Origin of the sequence: Pedobacter sp. (assembly GCF_046462515.1) — a bacterium.
In the GTDB taxonomy this organism is placed as follows: Bacteria; Bacteroidota; Bacteroidia; order Sphingobacteriales; family Sphingobacteriaceae; genus Pedobacter.
Genome location: NZ_JBKGVD010000002.1, coordinates 368278 through 383243, shown reverse-complemented (window position 1 = coordinate 383243; position 14966 = coordinate 368278). Strand labels below are relative to the sequence as shown.

Sequence of the window (14966 nt, the reverse complement as noted above, 5' to 3'; positions counted from 1 at the left end):
CAGCTTCTGTACTTGCTGCTTTCAAATACGCTATGCTTTCTAAGATTATATTTGCTCAGTATTCTTTTTAGTCGTTTTCTTTATACGTCTGCATTAAGCGCTTTCGCGTTTGTTTTATATACACATTAAACCTTAATCAATTACCTAAAGTTATGCCTATATATCATACATTAGGGCAAATCCCACCCAAAAGACATACGGTTTTTCGTAAACCTGATGGAAATCTTTATGCCGAAGAATTAGTTTCTACGGAAGGGTTTTCAAGCTTGTATTCTTTGGTTTACCACTGCCATCCGCCAACCATTGTAAAGGCATTGGGCGAACCTTATTCAGTAGAACCTAAAATTGCCCGTGCAAAGCATTTGCGCCATACAAGTCTGATCGGCTTTAACATCAAACCTGCGGATGATTATCTGGAAAGCAGGAAACCTGTTTTGGTAAACGACGATTTACATATTTCGTTAGCGGCCCCGCGTAAATCGATGACCGATTACTTTTACAAGAATAGTCAGGCCGATGAAATGATTTTTGTACACGAGGGTTCGGGTAAATTAAAAACAGGCTTTGGAGAAATCAAATTCGAATATGGAGATTATGTGATCGTACCACGCGGAACGGTTTACCAAATGGAATTTGATACAGAAAACAACAGGTTGTTTATTGTGGAGAGCTTTAGTCCTTTACGTACACCTAAGCGTTACCGTAATGCTTTTGGACAGTTAGAAGAACATTCTCCTTTTTGTGAGCGCGATATTAAACGCCCGGAAAATCTTCAGACCTTTGATGAAACCGGCGATTTTAAGATTCTGATTAAAAAACAAGGGTTGATTTATCCTTATGTTTACGGCACTCACCCTTTTGATTACATAGGATGGGACGGTTTTCATTATCCGTGGGCCTTCTCGATCCATAACTTTGAACCGATCACAGGCCGTTTACACCAACCACCTCCAGTACACCAAACCTTTGAAGCTCATAATTTTGTGGTATGTTCTTTCGTGCCACGAAAATATGATTATCATCCCTTATCTATACCTGCTCCTTACAACCACAGCAATGTTGACAGCGATGAAGTACTGTATTATGTTGATGGCGATTTTATGAGCAGAAAAAGTGTAGTGAAAGGACAGATTACTTTACACCCGGGCGGTATACCTCACGGACCGCATCCTGGAACCGTAGAAAAATCTATAGGACAGGAAAAAACAGAGGAGCTGGCTGTAATGATAGATCCTTTCAGACCATTAATGTTAACTGAAGATGCCATTGCTATTGAAGATGAAAGTTATCACAAAAGCTGGCAAATTAATATTGAATAACTTATTATACTTAATATTCACACAAAATGACACAGACATTTGCAGAGAAAATTGCCAAGGCACAGGATTTTCTTCCTATCAACGGAACAGATTATATCGAGTTTTATGTGGGTAATGCCAAACAGGCAGCTCATTTTTATAAAACTGCCTTTGGCTTTCAATCACTGGCATATACCGGACCAGAAACCGGTGTTAAAGACAGGGCTTCTTATGTTGTACAACAAGGTAAGATCAGACTGATTTTTACTACTGCATTAAAATCAGATCATGCTATATCAGAACATGTAAAAAAACACGGAGACGGTGTTAAGGTTTTAGCACTTTGGGTTGATGATGCTTACAGCGCTTTTGAAGAAACCACTAAACGTGGTGGTAAACCATTTTTAGCTCCTCAAACTTTAACCGATGAATTTGGTGAAGTAAAAATGAGTGGTATCTATACTTATGGTGAAACCGTACATATGTTCATTGAGCGCAAAAACTATAAGGGTACTTTCATGCCAGGTTACGAAGCCTGGAACAGTGATTACAACCCTTCTGAAACTGGTTTGCTTTATATAGATCATTGCGTAGGTAATGTGGGTTGGAACCGCATGAACGAAACTGTAAAATGGTATGAAGATGTAATGGGTTTTGTAAACATTTTATCGTTTGATGATAAGCAGATCAATACAGAATACTCAGCTTTAATGAGTAAAGTAATGAGCAATGGTAATGGCTTTTCTAAATTCCCGATCAATGAGCCGGCAGAAGGCAAGAAAAAATCGCAGATTGAGGAATATTTAGAGTTTTATGAGGGCGAAGGTGTGCAGCACATTGCCGTAGCCACTAAAGATATTGTAAAAACAGTAACCGAATTAAAAGCTCGTGGTGTTGAATTTTTAAGTGCTCCGCCTGAAGCCTATTATGAAATGATGCCAGGACGTGTGGGAGAAATTGATGAAGATATCGAACCTTTAAAAGAATTAGGAATCTTGGTTGACTGTGATGAAGAAGGTTATTTATTACAGATCTTTACCAAACCTGTTGAAGACCGTCCTACTTTATTCTTTGAAATTATTCAAAGAAAGGGAGCCCAGTCTTTTGGAGCAGGTAATTTTAAAGCTTTGTTCGAATCAATAGAAAGAGAACAGGCCCGCAGAGGAAATCTTTAAATCTTGCATTAATATATTAATATCTAACCCGGCTTTACAAGTCGGGTTTTTTATTGCCTGGTTTTAACAATGTCCTAAAGCGTAATAAATAATTACAAAAATAACAATGGTAGACAGACAGCCCCCGCCCAGTTTCTTAGCGCTGTACCCGGCAATAACGGTTCTCCAAAAATTGTTCATAAACAGATTCTTTTATAATACAAACCTGCTTTACGTTCAATTTGTTTTCTATTTGGTATTAATATTACCATAGGTTATAAAAGGTTATTTAATTTGTTAATTTTGGGCTTGCTCATGGAAAAACCGGTTTATCAAAGTAAAGCATCATTTTTAGGTTTATATACTAATCTTAAAAACAGTTTCCTGTTACTTAAAAAAAATGATCCTTTAAGATTAGCTGGAGCAACTGCTTTTTTTGCCAATTTTGCTATCCCTCCTATCCTCCTTATACTCATCAGGTTGTTTGGCTTTTTTGTAGATAGAAAAACTTTGGCATCGCAAATATTCGATCGTATCTCCCAAGTGCTTATTCCCAGTAGTGCGAATGAAATAAGACAGGTTTTAAGAAATATCAGAGCTATAGACCATGGCTGGTGGGCCACTATACTGAGCTTTCTTTTCTTCATTTTTGTGGCCACTACCTTATTTAACGTAATCAAGAATTCTGTTGAGCAGATATGGCATATCGGTTTTAATGCCCAGGGTAAGTTTTTACCTACTTTAAAAAACCGCGGACGCTCATTAGGTATTATCTTACTTGCCGGAATCTTGTTTTTTGTTGGGGTTGTTTTTGATAGTATACAAGCTATTATAGGTGCTTACCTAAATGATTCTTCTCCTACTTTTGGCAAATGGCTGTTAACTGTTTTAAATCAACTGATTTTTGCCTTTACCATTAGCATTTGGTTCACTATACTTTTCAGGTACTTGACCAACGCACGGCCTCATTTTAAGATAGCCATACAGGGCGGCCTGCTTATGGGCGTATTATTTACTTTTGGGCGTTATGTGTTACGAATTTTATTACCGCTCAGTAATATTGAAAATATATATGGTGCTTCGGGTTCTATTGTACTGGTGATGCTTTTTATATTTTACACCTCGCTTATTTTCTATTTTGCTGCCTGCTATATAAAAGTGATCAGTGATAAAAAGCATGTTGAAATAAGGCCATTAAGGGGCGCCTTTAATTATGAATTAAAAGAAATTAAAACTCATTTTTAGCTTTTATTTAAACTGAGTTTTTCAAATCCCTGCAATTCAAATACTGCAAGCCTTTCTACTACGTTGAAGTATAGGGTACCAAAAAAGTCAAATAGATACTGGCCGTTTCTGGCAGTGATACAAATCATTTCTTTTAGCATTCCATTTGGTGCAGATTCAGCCTCGTTGAGAATCATATCCTCATTCTGGATCTCTATTGTTGGAATTTCAATCGCGAAGTCTTTGAGCAGATCGGCAAACACTTTACCCTTAAGCAACATTTCTTTAATTTTCATAACACAAAATTTGGAGAAAGAATAACCATTTAGGGGGCAAAAAGTTTGCGAGTGTTGAAAAATAAAAATCAATAAGCTTCCTGCATTACAGATTCTGAATGTCGAGTATAGTTGGAAAGATGCTGAAACGAGCTCAACATGATACACAAAAAGAGCAAATAGCATTACCTACAGAAAGAAGTAAATAATTCTATACTAATAGTACCAGGCTGAGGCTGTTGAAACCAAACTGCTTTGAAAACATTCACGTTCAATACGACCAGTCTTAGCTCAACAATTATTTACGGTTGGCATTATTTAAAGCCTGTTGCTCTTTTAATGCATCAACTTTATTCTTATCTCCAAATTTTTCTGTCTTACTGGCAAAAGCATCTAAAAGTTCTTTGATATTATCAAGGTTATCTGATACTCTTTGGTGCATATCGGGCAGGTCTTTTTCAAGGCGCTGATCACCTAATTCAATATTATCTACCTCTATTTTGCCAATTTTTTGGATGATGGCCTGTTGCGAGTGCTGCAGATCCTCAAGCTCTCTCACAATTTTTTCCATCAGTTCGAATTTCTTTAACGTATCCATAAAATGCTGAGTTGATTAAACATTCATTCTTTTATAATAACCTTTACAGACCTGAATAGTTTTTAATTTTATAAAGCTTTTTGGTTAAAATTTTGATTTAACCAAAACAACTAATAATTTAGTTAAAAATTTTAACATCATGAAAAAAGTTATTTTAGCCGGTCTCCTTTGTTTTTTAGCCTTTTTTTCAAAAGCCCAGACAGCCCAATTAGACAAAGAGAAATTATTCGATTTTTACCAAAGCCAGCGTTATGCAGAAGCGGCTTCTTATTTAAAATCTTTGTATTCTGACGATATCAGTGATCTTAAAATATTATCACAAATGGCTTACAGTTACATGATGTCTGCCAATCTTCCTGAGGCCGAAAAAATCTATGAACAAATAAACCAATTACAACCTAACACTATAGGTACCCTTTTTAATTTGGCCAGCATTAATATGAGAAGAGGCGTAAGAACCAAGACTGTGGCTTACCTTAAACAGATATTAGCCCTCGATAGCAATAATTTTAATGCTTATAAGCAGCTTGCCAATTATCTAGACAGTCCGGTGCTCAAACTAAAATACCTTGAAAGAGCCAATAGGATAAATCCTGCTGAAGGGGATGTAGCCTATGACCTGGCCGATCTTTACAAAACTGAAAAAGAATATGAAAAAGGTTATAATGTTCTGCAGAAAGCTATCAGTGCCGATACAGGGAATTTCATTTTGCAGGAGGCGCTGTTACCACTGGCCATACAGCTAAAAAAATACAAAGAAGTTATTTCTATAGGCGAAAAGCTGCTAAGCAATGAAGCCAGTCCTAATGTAATCCGTGATGTAGGAAAAGCTTATTTCTTTTTAAAAGATTATGAGAAGTGTATTTTCTACTATAAGATAATGGAGAAATTAAATGCACAGAATGAAAACATCCTATATTTCATGACCCTTAGTTACCGTGAGCTGAAAAAATATGATCTCGCCATTGCTTATGCCAAAAAAACGATTGATGAGGCTATTTCTCCGAATACAGCGTTTTACCACAATACGTTAGGTAATCTTTATGAAAACAAAAATCAGCTTACCAATGCCATGTCTGCATTTAAAAGGGGTTTAACTTTTGGCAATGAAAAAGATATTTTATACAGTATAGCTGTACTCTACGATACCAAACTTAATCAGCCTGCCAATGCTTTAAATTATTATAAGCAGTATCTTAAAAGTAAAGAGCTGAAAGAGATGGACAAAGCGCAGGTAGAATATGCCAAACAAAGAGTAGTATGGTTAAGCGCACCACATAAACAATGATACCAATTACGCAGAAAGATCTTCAAAAACAGGTTTGACGTTTGTCCAGAATTCATCTAAAGCAATAATCCTATATTTAAGAAAAGAAATTATTTCGGGCCATTGCTGCTGGTTGTAAACGCTCAGACCTGATCTTTCTGCAAAAACTTTAGCAATGGGTACAGATTGTGTATTTATTGTATCAGGCAACCACTCCCATTCTTCGCTTAAAGTATCATGTAGCATATTTTTAAACATCAAAAGCTGCTCATAAAATAACGCTCTTACACCTGCATCTGGATGGGTGAGTTCTATTGAAATGCTTACTTTTTTCTGATCCGCATCGGTACGAAAAAAAATATGCTTCATACCTGTTTTGTAATTTATCCAGTTTACAGTACCGCCTTCAGCTCCCAAAACGGGCTTCATATATTTACCAAAAGTAATCCAGAATTGCTGACGAAGCCGGGCGGCTTCTTCTTTACTATACATATTAATTAGCGTGTTTATAAAAAATTACCGCTGCATTAATCTTGCCACGTATTTACCTATGATATCAAATTCAAGGTTTACGGTTTGCCCCTGACTAATCTCTTTTAGATTGGTATGCTCATACGTATAGGGAATAATGAAAACTGAGAACTCATCTTCGATAGAATTTACAACCGTTAAACTGATACCGTTTACACATACAGAACCTTTTTCAACCGTTACATTACCTTTTGTGCGGTCATATCTGAAACGGTATTCCCAACTGCCATCCAAAGGTTTCACATACAAACATTCTGCAACCTGATCAACGTGCCCCTGTACAATATGACCATCTAAACGTGCGTTTAGCTGCATACAACGCTCTAAATTAACAATACTGTTTACTTTAAGTGTACCCAGATTTGATTTCTCCAGCGTTTCTGCAATTGCGGTTACTGTGTGAGTATCATCCTTTAAATGTACTACAGTTAAACACACACCATTGTGAGATACACTCTGATCTATTTTTAACTCTTCAGAAATAGCAGATTGAATGGTAAAATGCAGGTTATCTCCTTCTCTTTCGATGTGTTTTACGGTACCCGTAGTTTCTATTATTCCTGTAAACATTAGTATTGTTTTCTGTTTCGAACCCAGTTGCTGTTTTCTGCATTAACGGGGCTTTCACTTGAATTTGTTTCTTTTTTATCCAGTGCCACCACTGCGGCAATAGCTGCAATCAGGGCTTCATCAGGTTTTTCATTAACCAAGCTTTCTGAATTAAAGTATTTGTTAACGAAATGTGTATCAAATTTACCTGAGACAAAAGCCTCGTGCTGCATTACAAATTTACCAAAAGCCAAAGTAGTTTGTATTCCAGTAATGTCATATTCATCTATTGCTCTTATCATGCGCTCTATCGCTTCTTTCCTATCCTTTCCATAGGTAATCAGTTTAGCAATCATCGGGTCATAATAAATAGGAATTTCCATACCTTGTTCAAAACCGTCATCTACACGTACGCCATTGCCCTGAGGGGTTTTATAGGTCTGCAAACGACCTATATCTGGAAGGAAATTATTTTTAGGATCTTCAGCATAAACACGCAATTCAATAGCATGACCGTTCATTTTCACCTCATCCTGTGTAAAGCCGAGTTTTTCGCCTCTGGCAATTTTGATTTGTTCTTTTACCAGATCAAGCCCCGTAATCAGTTCGGTAACTGGGTGCTCTACCTGCAAACGGGTATTCATTTCCAGGAAAAAGAAATCCAGATTTTCGTCTAAGATAAATTCTACCGTTCCGGCTCCTACATAATTTACTGATCTGGCTACATCTACCGCACATTTACCCATTTTCTCCCTGATTTCGGGAGTAAGCACTGAAGAAGGTGCTTCTTCTACCACTTTCTGGTGGCGTCTTTGCACAGAACATTCACGTTCAAATAAATGTACAATATTCCCATGCGTATCGCCCAAAACCTGTATTTCTATATGGCGAGGAGAGGTTACATAGCGTTCTATAAAAACAGAACCATCGCCAAACGCCGAGGTCGCTTCACTTACGGCCAGGTTCATCTGCTCTTCAAAATCGTTTACATTTTCTACTACACGCATTCCTTTGCCACCACCACCGGCAGCAGCTTTAATCAAGATAGGGAAACCCACTTCCAGTGCCCGCTGTCTGGCTTCTGCCACATTGGTAATGGCTTCTTCAGTTCCAGGAACCATAGGAATATTGTATTTTAAAGCAGCAGCTTTAGCTGATAATTTATTGCCCATAATCTCCATTGCCTCTGGAGTGGGGCCAATTAAGGTTAAACCGGCAGTAGCTACCATTTTAGCAAAAGCCGGATTCTCTGATAAAAAGCCATATCCGGGATGTATGCCTTGCGCACCTGTCATTTTACAAGCCTCTATGATTTTTTCTCCCAAAAGATAAGACTGATTTGAAGGGGGCGGACCAATACAAACTGCTTCATCTGCATAACGCACATGTAGCGCATTTCTATCTGCTTCAGAAAAAACTGCTACTGTTTTAATTCCCATTTCTTTAGCAGAACGCATAATGCGCAAAGCAATTTCGCCACGATTGGCAATCAATATTTTATCCATTTATTAATACAGCTTTTTGGTGGTGCAAGATGTTAAAAAATATTTAAAACCCCTGAGGTACTCTTTGTTAAATTATATTTTTATGTTTTTTAAAACAGATACTGCTCTGTCTACATCAGCCGGAGTAATTTCTAAATGTGTTACCCATCTTATAGTTCTTGCTGAAGTAGTATTACATAAAATGCCCTGTTTTTTTAAAGCAGCCACAACCTGTTGTGCAGTTACTTTTTCATGCACATCAAATAAAATGATATTGGTTTCTACCGGCATTACCGATTGTACAAAAGAGGTTTCTTTTAAAGCGTTCTGCAAAGTTTTTGCATGCCAGTGGTCAATACCCAAACGCTCTACATGATGATCTAAAGCATAAATACCTGCTGCTGCCAGATAACCCGCCTGGCGCATACCACCACCCATTACCTTTCTAATGCGTTTGGCCTGTTTAATGGTTTCTTTAGAAGCCAGTAACACCGAGCCTACAGGTGCACCTAACCCTTTAGATAAACATACAGATATGCCATCAAAATACCTGCCATAATCTGCCGCTTTATCACCTGTGGCTACCAAAGCGTTAAAAATACGGGCACCGTCTAAATGTAATTTCAAGCCCTTAATGGTACACAGGTTATGAATAGGCTCTATGTCTTTTAAGCGGTAGCATTTTCCGCCACCCTTATTCACGGTATTTTCCAATACTACTAAACTCGATGCGGGATAATGGATGTTTTCCTCATTAATTTCGGGTTCTATCAACTCAGGTGTTAAAATACCTCTGTTTCCATTTAACAAACGTACCGAAGCCTGCGAATTAAAAGCTATACCTCCACCCTCATATCTGTAAACGTGTGCGGTCTGGTCGCAAATCACCTCGTCTAAAGGCTGTGTAAAACATTTGATGGCAATCTGGTTGCTCATTGTACCCGAAGGGCAGAACAAACCCGCTTCCATATTAAATAAATCCGCCAGTTTTTCTTCCAGTTTTATCACTGTTTCATCTTCACCAAAAACATCGTCGCCTACTCTGGCAGCCATCATGGCCTCAAGCATCTGAGCAGTAGGTTTAGTTACGGTATCACTTCTAAAATCAATTATTTTATCCATGTGCTTTTAATCTATAGAACAAATATGCCTATTTAAATAAAGTATATCAGTTTTAGAATTAAAAAATTTACAAAATAAAAAAAGTACTTTAAACCAATGCCGGAAAAACAACATCATTAGTGTAAAAAATACACTATAAATAAACCACCTTACTAAAGTCAAAGAGCAAACGTTTTAAAACCAATTATTAAGGGCCATTAAAAAACTGATTATTAATTTTATTTTTAGGAAAAAGCCCTTTATATTGGCTCAGTTTTTCATCAATTTTATAAAAACCTAAACATGATAGTTATTGCAGATGGTGGATCTACAAAGACCAACTGGTGTTTGATCAATGAAGCCGGGAGAAAAATTCATTTTAATACAGAAGGCTATAATCCATATTTTGCCAGTACAGAATATATCGAAAAATCGCTCAGAAAAAATTTACCAGACCATGTAGAACCTGAAAAATTAAATGAGGTTTATTATTATGGTGCAGGTTGTTCTACCGATGCGAATAAAAAAATAGTGGCCGACGCCATGAAAAGCGTTTTCATAAATGCCAAAGTAAACATTGACCATGATCTATTGGCTTCTTGCCGTGCTTTATTGGGTGATGAGCCTGGCTTTGCAGCTATATTGGGTACAGGTACCAACACCTGTTTTTATGATGGTAAAGAAATCACACTGAATATAGATTCTTTAGGCTACTTTTTAGGTGATGAAGGTAGCGGCAGTTACATTGGCAAACGTGTGCTGGCCGATTACATGAAAGGTTTTATGCCTAAAAATTTAAGTAAGCATTTCTTTAACGTATTTGGTTTAACCAACGAAGATATTTTTGATGCCATTTACAATAAACCACTTCCTAACCGTTTTTGCGCCAGCTTTAGTAAATTTTTATACGATTACAAAGCAGAATTTCCTGATTATACCCGCAATGTGGTAGAAACAGCTTTTGTTGCTTTCTTTGAAAATCTAGTTATCCACTATCCTAATTACAAAGATTATCTGCTTAACTGTGTAGGTTCTGTAGGTTACAATTTCAGAGATATTTTAAGTTATACTGCTGATAGGTACGAAATGGGCGTAGGCAAAATTATCCGTTCACCAATAGATGATCTGGTCGATTATCATTTAAAGAAATAACAACTGTTCTAAGAAAAACAGCCTGTTTTCTGATGAGAAAACAGGCTGTTTCATATAACAAGACCTATTAAAAAGAAATTTCTTTACCGTACAGTTTGTTGTATTTGCGCTTATCAAACTTATATAATGTAGCTGCCCTGAAAGAAACACCTCTTTGTTTTTCGTCCAGCTCTTTTAGTACCTTAAAGCTTAGTATCTTTTTCCTGAAATTACGTTTGTCTAGCTTTTTGTTCAAAATTAGCTCGTAAACGTTTTGTACTTGTGTTAAGGTAAATTTCTCGGGAAGCAACTCAAATACCAAAGGTAAATGCCTTACTCGTCTTTTTATTTTTTCGAGGCCTTTCTCTAAAATATACTGATGATCAAAAGCCAGCTCAGGCACCTGGTTTACATTTACCCATTGCGCATTACGGGCAAAACTGGTTAATGGTTTCAAAGGTTTTTCACCAGAAAGACGCAACATGGCATAGTAAGCCACAGACACGACCCTACCCTGCGGATGCCTTTTTAGCTCGCCAAAAGTATAGAACTGTTCCATGTACACATCGCTCAGGCCGGTAAGTTCTTTTAAAATCCTGGAGGCAGACTGATCTACACTTTCATCCACATTAACCCTGTTTCCTGGCAAAGCCCACCAGTCTTTAAATGGATCTTCGTTCCTTTCTATCAATAGAATTTTTAACGCGCTCCCATCAAAACCGAAAACCACGCAATCAATAGACAAAGCGAAATTAAAACCTTGTTGTATATTTTTCAAAGCAAAAAACGTTTTAATTAAGTTTAAGTTAGTAAAAAACAAAGAAACAAAATAATGCCAGTAAATTGTTAAAAATTAAAAATTTTGAAAAAAAATTACTTAGTGTAAAAAATACACGCTATATTCGTAATATAAGCATGGAACCGAATATTAAAAATATCGCTGTACTAACTTCAGGCGGAGATGCCCCGGGCATGAATGCCTGTATAAGAGCAGTTGTACGTACCGGCATATATTATGGCAAAAACATGTTTGGTGTAATACAGGGTTATCAAGGCCTTATCAATAACAATATCGAAGCCATGAATGCCCGCTCTGTAAGTAATATCCTTCATCTTGGCGGTACAATTTTAAAAACGGCACGCTGCCTTGAGTTTAAGGAAGACTCCGGCATGGAACTCGCTTATCAAAATCTTAAAGCTAAAGGGATTGATGGTTTAGTGGTTATTGGCGGCGACGGAACTTTTACCGGAGCAAAAAGATTTGCAGAAAAATTCGACATCAAGGTGATTGGTATACCAGGCACTATAGATAATGACCTTTACGGAACTGATTTTACCTTAGGTTATGATACAGCCATCAACACCGTAATAGAAGCCATTGACAAGATCAGAGATACCGCCGATTCTCATGACAGGTTGTTCTTTATTGAAGTTATGGGAAGAGATTCGGGCTGCATTGCTTTAAGAAGTGCTATAGCCAGCGGTGCAGAAGCTGTATTACTCCCTGAACGCGAAACTTCTCTTAAAGAACTAATTACCAAACTTAAAGAAGGTGCTTCTACCAAGAAATCATCGAGTATAGTGATTGTTTCTGAGGGAAATAAATACGGTGGTGCTTATGACATAGCTCATGCTGTTAAACGTAAATTTAAACATTACGACACCAAGGTTACCATTTTAGGGCATTTACAGCGTGGCGGAAGTCCCAGTGGTTTCGATCGCATATTGGGCAGCAGATTGGGTTTTGCAGCCACCAAGGCTTTAATTAAGGGCGAAACCTTAAAAATGGCCGGATTGCATGGCAACGAAATTAAACTGACAAACCTTGCAGATGCCTTAAATAAGAACAACTACAAACTGGAAGACGACCTTCTTGAAATGACACATGTTTTATCTATTTAATTGTTAACATGATTGCAGTAATTTATAGCGGATCTAAAACAGCTTTCTGGAAATTATACGCAGACGATAAAATTGTTGCGGAAACTTCGACCCAGGGGCTTAACCCTTATTTTAATGAAGAAAAACAGATTTTCGCTTTTTTAAATAAAAATACTACGCTGATTAACAACGCCGAAAAAATCAAGAAAATTTACGCGTTTGTTGCCGGTACCCGAACCAAATCTGCCCAAAATAATTTAAAAGAGATCTTAGAAAAGTTCTTTATACATAGCAAAATAAAGATTAAGGACGATTTATATGGTGCATCCATTGCGGCATGTCATCATAAAAGCGGAATTGTGGGCATTTTAGGCAGTGGTGCTAATTGTGCCTATTTTAACGGAAAATCTCCTCAGGAAAACAATTTTGGCTTGGGCTATATTTTAGCCGATGAGGGTTCTTCCAACTATCTGGGAAAAATTTTATTAAAGAACTTTTTAGAGGAAAAAATTCCTGATGACCTGAAGGCGAAATTAGAAAGCAAATACAATTTAGATCGTCCTTCTATATTGGAACGGATTTATAAACGCCCCAATGTACAGAGCTATTTAAGTTCATTCTTTGATTTTTTTGTTGAAAACCGCAAGCATAAATTTATAGAGCAGATCATTGATCAGGGTTTTGAGAAATTTCTGGAGACTTATATCAAACCTACCCGAGCCAAACACCAAAACGAAGAGATACATTTTGTAGGCTCTGTAGCCGGAACTTTCCAGGACAGGTTACGTCTGGTTGCACAAAAACACAATATAGATATCACATCTATAACCAAAGAACCCATACACAACATATTACATTATTACACAAACTGATTTAAAATGACTAAAGTAGGAATAAACGGATTTGGCCGTATCGGAAGACTTGTTTTCAGAGCGGCTTTAAAAAGAAATATAGATATTGTTGCCATTAACGACCTGATTGATCCTAATTACATGGCTTACATGTTAAAATATGATACGGTTCACGGTCAGTTTGACGGTACCATTGAGGTAAAAAACGGCCATTTGGTTGTTAACGGTAAAGAAATCAGGATTACTGCTGAGAAAGATCCTGCTAATTTGAAATGGAATGAAGTAGGCGTTGATATCGTGATCGAATCTACCGGTCTTTTCTTAACCAAAGCTGATGCGCAGAAACACATCGATGCGGGTGCAAAAAAAGTTGTTTTTTCTGCCCCGGCCAAAGATGATGATGTACCTACCTATGTAATGGGTGTAAACCACCAAGATCTTACTGCTGATCAGACTATTGTATCAAATGCATCATGTACCACCAACTGCTTAGCACCAATTGTTAAAGTTTTGCATGATAACTTTGGTATTGTAGAAGGCTTAATGAGCACCGTACATGCTGTAACTGCCACACAAAAAACAGTTGATGGCCCTTCGGCTAAAGACTGGAGAGGCGGACGCGGCGGTTTCTCAAACATTATTCCTTCTTCTACAGGAGCTGCCAAAGCGGTTACCAAAGTAATTCCCTCATTAAAAGGTAAATTAACCGGCATGTCGTTCCGTGTACCTGTAGCAGATGTTTCTGTAGTTGATTTAACTGCGAGATTAGAAAAACCGGCTACTTATCAGCAAATTAAAGATGCCATGAAAACTGCTTCTTTAGAAGGTCCCTTAAAAGGTGTTTTAGGTTATACCGAAGACGAAGTTGTTTCTTCTGATTTTATTGGCAACGACCATGCTTCTATCTTTGATGCCGGAGCTGGAATTTCTTTAAACGATAACTTTGTTAAAGTGGTATCATGGTACGATAACGAATGGGGTTATTCTTGTGCTTTAGCAAAATTTGTGGAATACTATGGAAAAATATAATTGATGCCTCTTCATCATTGACCAGAAAAGCACCTTTAGGGTGCTTTTCTGGTTTTACAGAATGTCACAGATATGTCACAAGGAATTACTAAACATAAATTTAATCTTAGTGTATTACTTACACTAAGAAATTGTTCTTACTTTTGTAATCTCAAAAGAAGAACATTAATTAATAAGATAAAGACATACCCGTTCATACACAGGTTTATATTTGGTTAGAAAGAGAGATGCGTCTGGATGGAGCATCTCTTTTATTTTTCTACAACTGCCTTTCATTTATTTACAATAAAATTTTAATAAATTTATATAGGGTAATGAGTCATATACCTATCTTAAAACTATGACCTGAATTAATTATCTCGATCATGAAGTTACTTAACTTAGGCTCCTCTCTTTCTCGTGAGGAAATGAAAAAAATTAAAGGTGGAGACGATATCCAATTCTGTGGAAAAACAGGACAGATTGCATATAACTTTCCTTTAGGATGTTGTTCCGGACTTTCTTGCTCTCGTACATTTGGAGAGCCCCCACGTTGTTACTCTTTAGATGATGTTTATCCTTGTGAAGTAGCACCTATTTAATTTATAAAGCTC

The 14966-nt window shown here is 37.1% G+C and carries 16 protein-coding genes; 9 read left to right on the top strand and 7 right to left on the bottom strand.

Translation table 11 applies throughout. The annotated features are described in order from the left end of the window. The first annotated feature begins 152 nt into the window (after positions 1–152). The 3 genes from ACLHG9_RS02635 to ACLHG9_RS02625 all read left to right on the top strand — a co-directional run bounded on the left by ACLHG9_RS02635 (position 153) and on the right by ACLHG9_RS02625 (position 3697). Positions 153–1319, top strand: a complete 1167-nt coding sequence (locus ACLHG9_RS02635) for a homogentisate 1,2-dioxygenase (RefSeq protein ID WP_410219965.1) — start codon at positions 153–155, stop codon at positions 1317–1319. A 26-nt stretch (positions 1320–1345) separates the two neighbouring features. Next, positions 1346–2473, top strand: coding sequence for a 4-hydroxyphenylpyruvate dioxygenase (hppD, locus tag ACLHG9_RS02630; protein WP_410219964.1), 1128 nt, complete (start codon positions 1346–1348; stop codon positions 2471–2473). A 294-nt stretch (positions 2474–2767) separates the two neighbouring features. Continuing rightward, positions 2768–3697: a YihY/virulence factor BrkB family protein gene (locus ACLHG9_RS02625; RefSeq protein ID WP_410219963.1), complete on the top strand. Its 930-nt coding sequence runs from the start codon at positions 2768–2770 to the stop codon at positions 3695–3697. Here the strand turns inward: ACLHG9_RS02625 and ACLHG9_RS02620 are convergent. Beyond that, a complete protein-coding gene (locus ACLHG9_RS02620; protein WP_410219962.1) occupies positions 3694–3972 on the bottom strand; it encodes a hypothetical protein in 279 nt (92 codons plus the stop codon). The genes ACLHG9_RS02625 and ACLHG9_RS02620 overlap by 4 nt on opposite strands. 277 nt (positions 3973–4249) lie before the next feature. After that, positions 4250–4549, bottom strand: coding sequence for a hypothetical protein (locus tag ACLHG9_RS02615; protein ID WP_410219961.1), 300 nt, complete (start codon positions 4547–4549; stop codon positions 4250–4252). Between the two features lie 139 nt (positions 4550–4688). Between ACLHG9_RS02615 and ACLHG9_RS02610 the strand changes: the two genes are divergently transcribed. Then, positions 4689–5837: a tetratricopeptide repeat protein gene (locus ACLHG9_RS02610; protein WP_410219960.1), complete on the top strand. Its 1149-nt coding sequence runs from the start codon at positions 4689–4691 to the stop codon at positions 5835–5837. Positions 5838–5843: 6 nt separating this feature from the next. Here ACLHG9_RS02610 and ACLHG9_RS02605 read toward each other — a convergent pair whose 3' ends face one another. The 4 genes from ACLHG9_RS02605 to ACLHG9_RS02590 form a co-directional block, all read right to left on the bottom strand. After that, positions 5844–6308 (bottom strand): DUF4268 domain-containing protein, encoded by a 465-nt coding sequence (locus ACLHG9_RS02605; protein ID WP_410219959.1) that lies wholly within the window; start codon positions 6306–6308, stop codon positions 5844–5846. Between the two features lie 24 nt (positions 6309–6332). Then, the gene (locus ACLHG9_RS02600; RefSeq protein ID WP_410219958.1) at positions 6333–6917 is read right to left on the bottom strand and encodes a riboflavin synthase; all 585 of its coding nucleotides are present in this window, start codon (positions 6915–6917) and stop codon (positions 6333–6335) included. Next, positions 6917–8401, bottom strand: a complete 1485-nt coding sequence (gene accC, locus ACLHG9_RS02595; protein WP_410219957.1) for an acetyl-CoA carboxylase biotin carboxylase subunit — start codon at positions 8399–8401, stop codon at positions 6917–6919. The genes ACLHG9_RS02600 and accC overlap by 1 nt, the downstream gene beginning before the upstream one ends. A gap of 72 nt (positions 8402–8473) precedes the next feature. Then, positions 8474–9502 carry a threonine aldolase family protein gene (locus ACLHG9_RS02590; protein WP_410219956.1) on the bottom strand — a complete coding sequence of 343 codons (1029 nt, stop codon included), beginning with the start codon at positions 9500–9502 and terminating at the stop codon, positions 8474–8476. 282 nt (positions 9503–9784) lie between these two features. Between ACLHG9_RS02590 and ACLHG9_RS02585 the strand changes: the two genes are divergently transcribed. Then, positions 9785–10633: an N-acetylglucosamine kinase gene (locus ACLHG9_RS02585; RefSeq protein WP_410219955.1), complete on the top strand. Its 849-nt coding sequence runs from the start codon at positions 9785–9787 to the stop codon at positions 10631–10633. Between the two features lie 67 nt (positions 10634–10700). On the opposite strand, the gene ACLHG9_RS02580 is transcribed toward ACLHG9_RS02585, so the two are convergent. After that, complete coding sequence (locus tag ACLHG9_RS02580) at positions 10701–11390, bottom strand: NUDIX hydrolase (RefSeq protein ID WP_243357459.1); 690 nt, start codon at positions 11388–11390, stop codon at positions 10701–10703. 137 nt (positions 11391–11527) lie between these two features. On the opposite strand from ACLHG9_RS02580, the gene pfkA reads away from it, so the two are divergent. From pfkA to ACLHG9_RS02560, 4 genes are all read left to right on the top strand, one after another. Beyond that, positions 11528–12514 (top strand): 6-phosphofructokinase, encoded by a 987-nt coding sequence (gene pfkA, locus ACLHG9_RS02575; protein ID WP_410219954.1) that lies wholly within the window; start codon positions 11528–11530, stop codon positions 12512–12514. An 8-nt stretch (positions 12515–12522) separates the two neighbouring features. Continuing rightward, on the top strand, positions 12523–13365 hold the full coding sequence (locus ACLHG9_RS02570) for a hypothetical protein (RefSeq protein ID WP_410219953.1): 843 nt from the start codon (positions 12523–12525) through the stop codon (positions 13363–13365). Between the two features lie 6 nt (positions 13366–13371). Further along, complete coding sequence (gap, locus tag ACLHG9_RS02565) at positions 13372–14373, top strand: type I glyceraldehyde-3-phosphate dehydrogenase (RefSeq protein WP_410219952.1); 1002 nt, start codon at positions 13372–13374, stop codon at positions 14371–14373. Positions 14374–14738: 365 nt separating this feature from the next. Beyond that, positions 14739–14954, top strand: a complete 216-nt coding sequence (locus ACLHG9_RS02560) for a hypothetical protein (RefSeq protein WP_410219951.1) — start codon at positions 14739–14741, stop codon at positions 14952–14954. Positions 14955–14966: the final 12 nt, after the last annotated feature.

Coding starts and splice junctions, on each gene's coding strand:
- ACLHG9_RS02635 (WP_410219965.1), top strand. CDS start 153: ATGCCTATATATCATACATTAGGGCAAATCCCACCCAAAAGACATACG.
- hppD (WP_410219964.1), top strand. CDS start 1,346: ATGACACAGACATTTGCAGAGAAAATTGCCAAGGCACAGGATTTTCTT.
- ACLHG9_RS02625 (WP_410219963.1), top strand. CDS start 2,768: ATGGAAAAACCGGTTTATCAAAGTAAAGCATCATTTTTAGGTTTATAT.
- ACLHG9_RS02620 (WP_410219962.1), bottom strand. CDS start 3,972: ATGAAAATTAAAGAAATGTTGCTTAAGGGTAAAGTGTTTGCCGATCTG.
- ACLHG9_RS02615 (WP_410219961.1), bottom strand. CDS start 4,549: ATGGATACGTTAAAGAAATTCGAACTGATGGAAAAAATTGTGAGAGAG.
- ACLHG9_RS02610 (WP_410219960.1), top strand. CDS start 4,689: ATGAAAAAAGTTATTTTAGCCGGTCTCCTTTGTTTTTTAGCCTTTTTT.
- ACLHG9_RS02605 (WP_410219959.1), bottom strand. CDS start 6,308: ATGTATAGTAAAGAAGAAGCCGCCCGGCTTCGTCAGCAATTCTGGATT.
- ACLHG9_RS02600 (WP_410219958.1), bottom strand. CDS start 6,917: ATGTTTACAGGAATAATAGAAACTACGGGTACCGTAAAACACATCGAA.
- accC (WP_410219957.1), bottom strand. CDS start 8,401: ATGGATAAAATATTGATTGCCAATCGTGGCGAAATTGCTTTGCGCATT.
- ACLHG9_RS02590 (WP_410219956.1), bottom strand. CDS start 9,502: ATGGATAAAATAATTGATTTTAGAAGTGATACCGTAACTAAACCTACT.
- ACLHG9_RS02585 (WP_410219955.1), top strand. CDS start 9,785: ATGATAGTTATTGCAGATGGTGGATCTACAAAGACCAACTGGTGTTTG.
- pfkA (WP_410219954.1), top strand. CDS start 11,528: ATGGAACCGAATATTAAAAATATCGCTGTACTAACTTCAGGCGGAGAT.
- ACLHG9_RS02570 (WP_410219953.1), top strand. CDS start 12,523: ATGATTGCAGTAATTTATAGCGGATCTAAAACAGCTTTCTGGAAATTA.
- gap (WP_410219952.1), top strand. CDS start 13,372: ATGACTAAAGTAGGAATAAACGGATTTGGCCGTATCGGAAGACTTGTT.
- ACLHG9_RS02560 (WP_410219951.1), top strand. CDS start 14,739: ATGAAGTTACTTAACTTAGGCTCCTCTCTTTCTCGTGAGGAAATGAAA.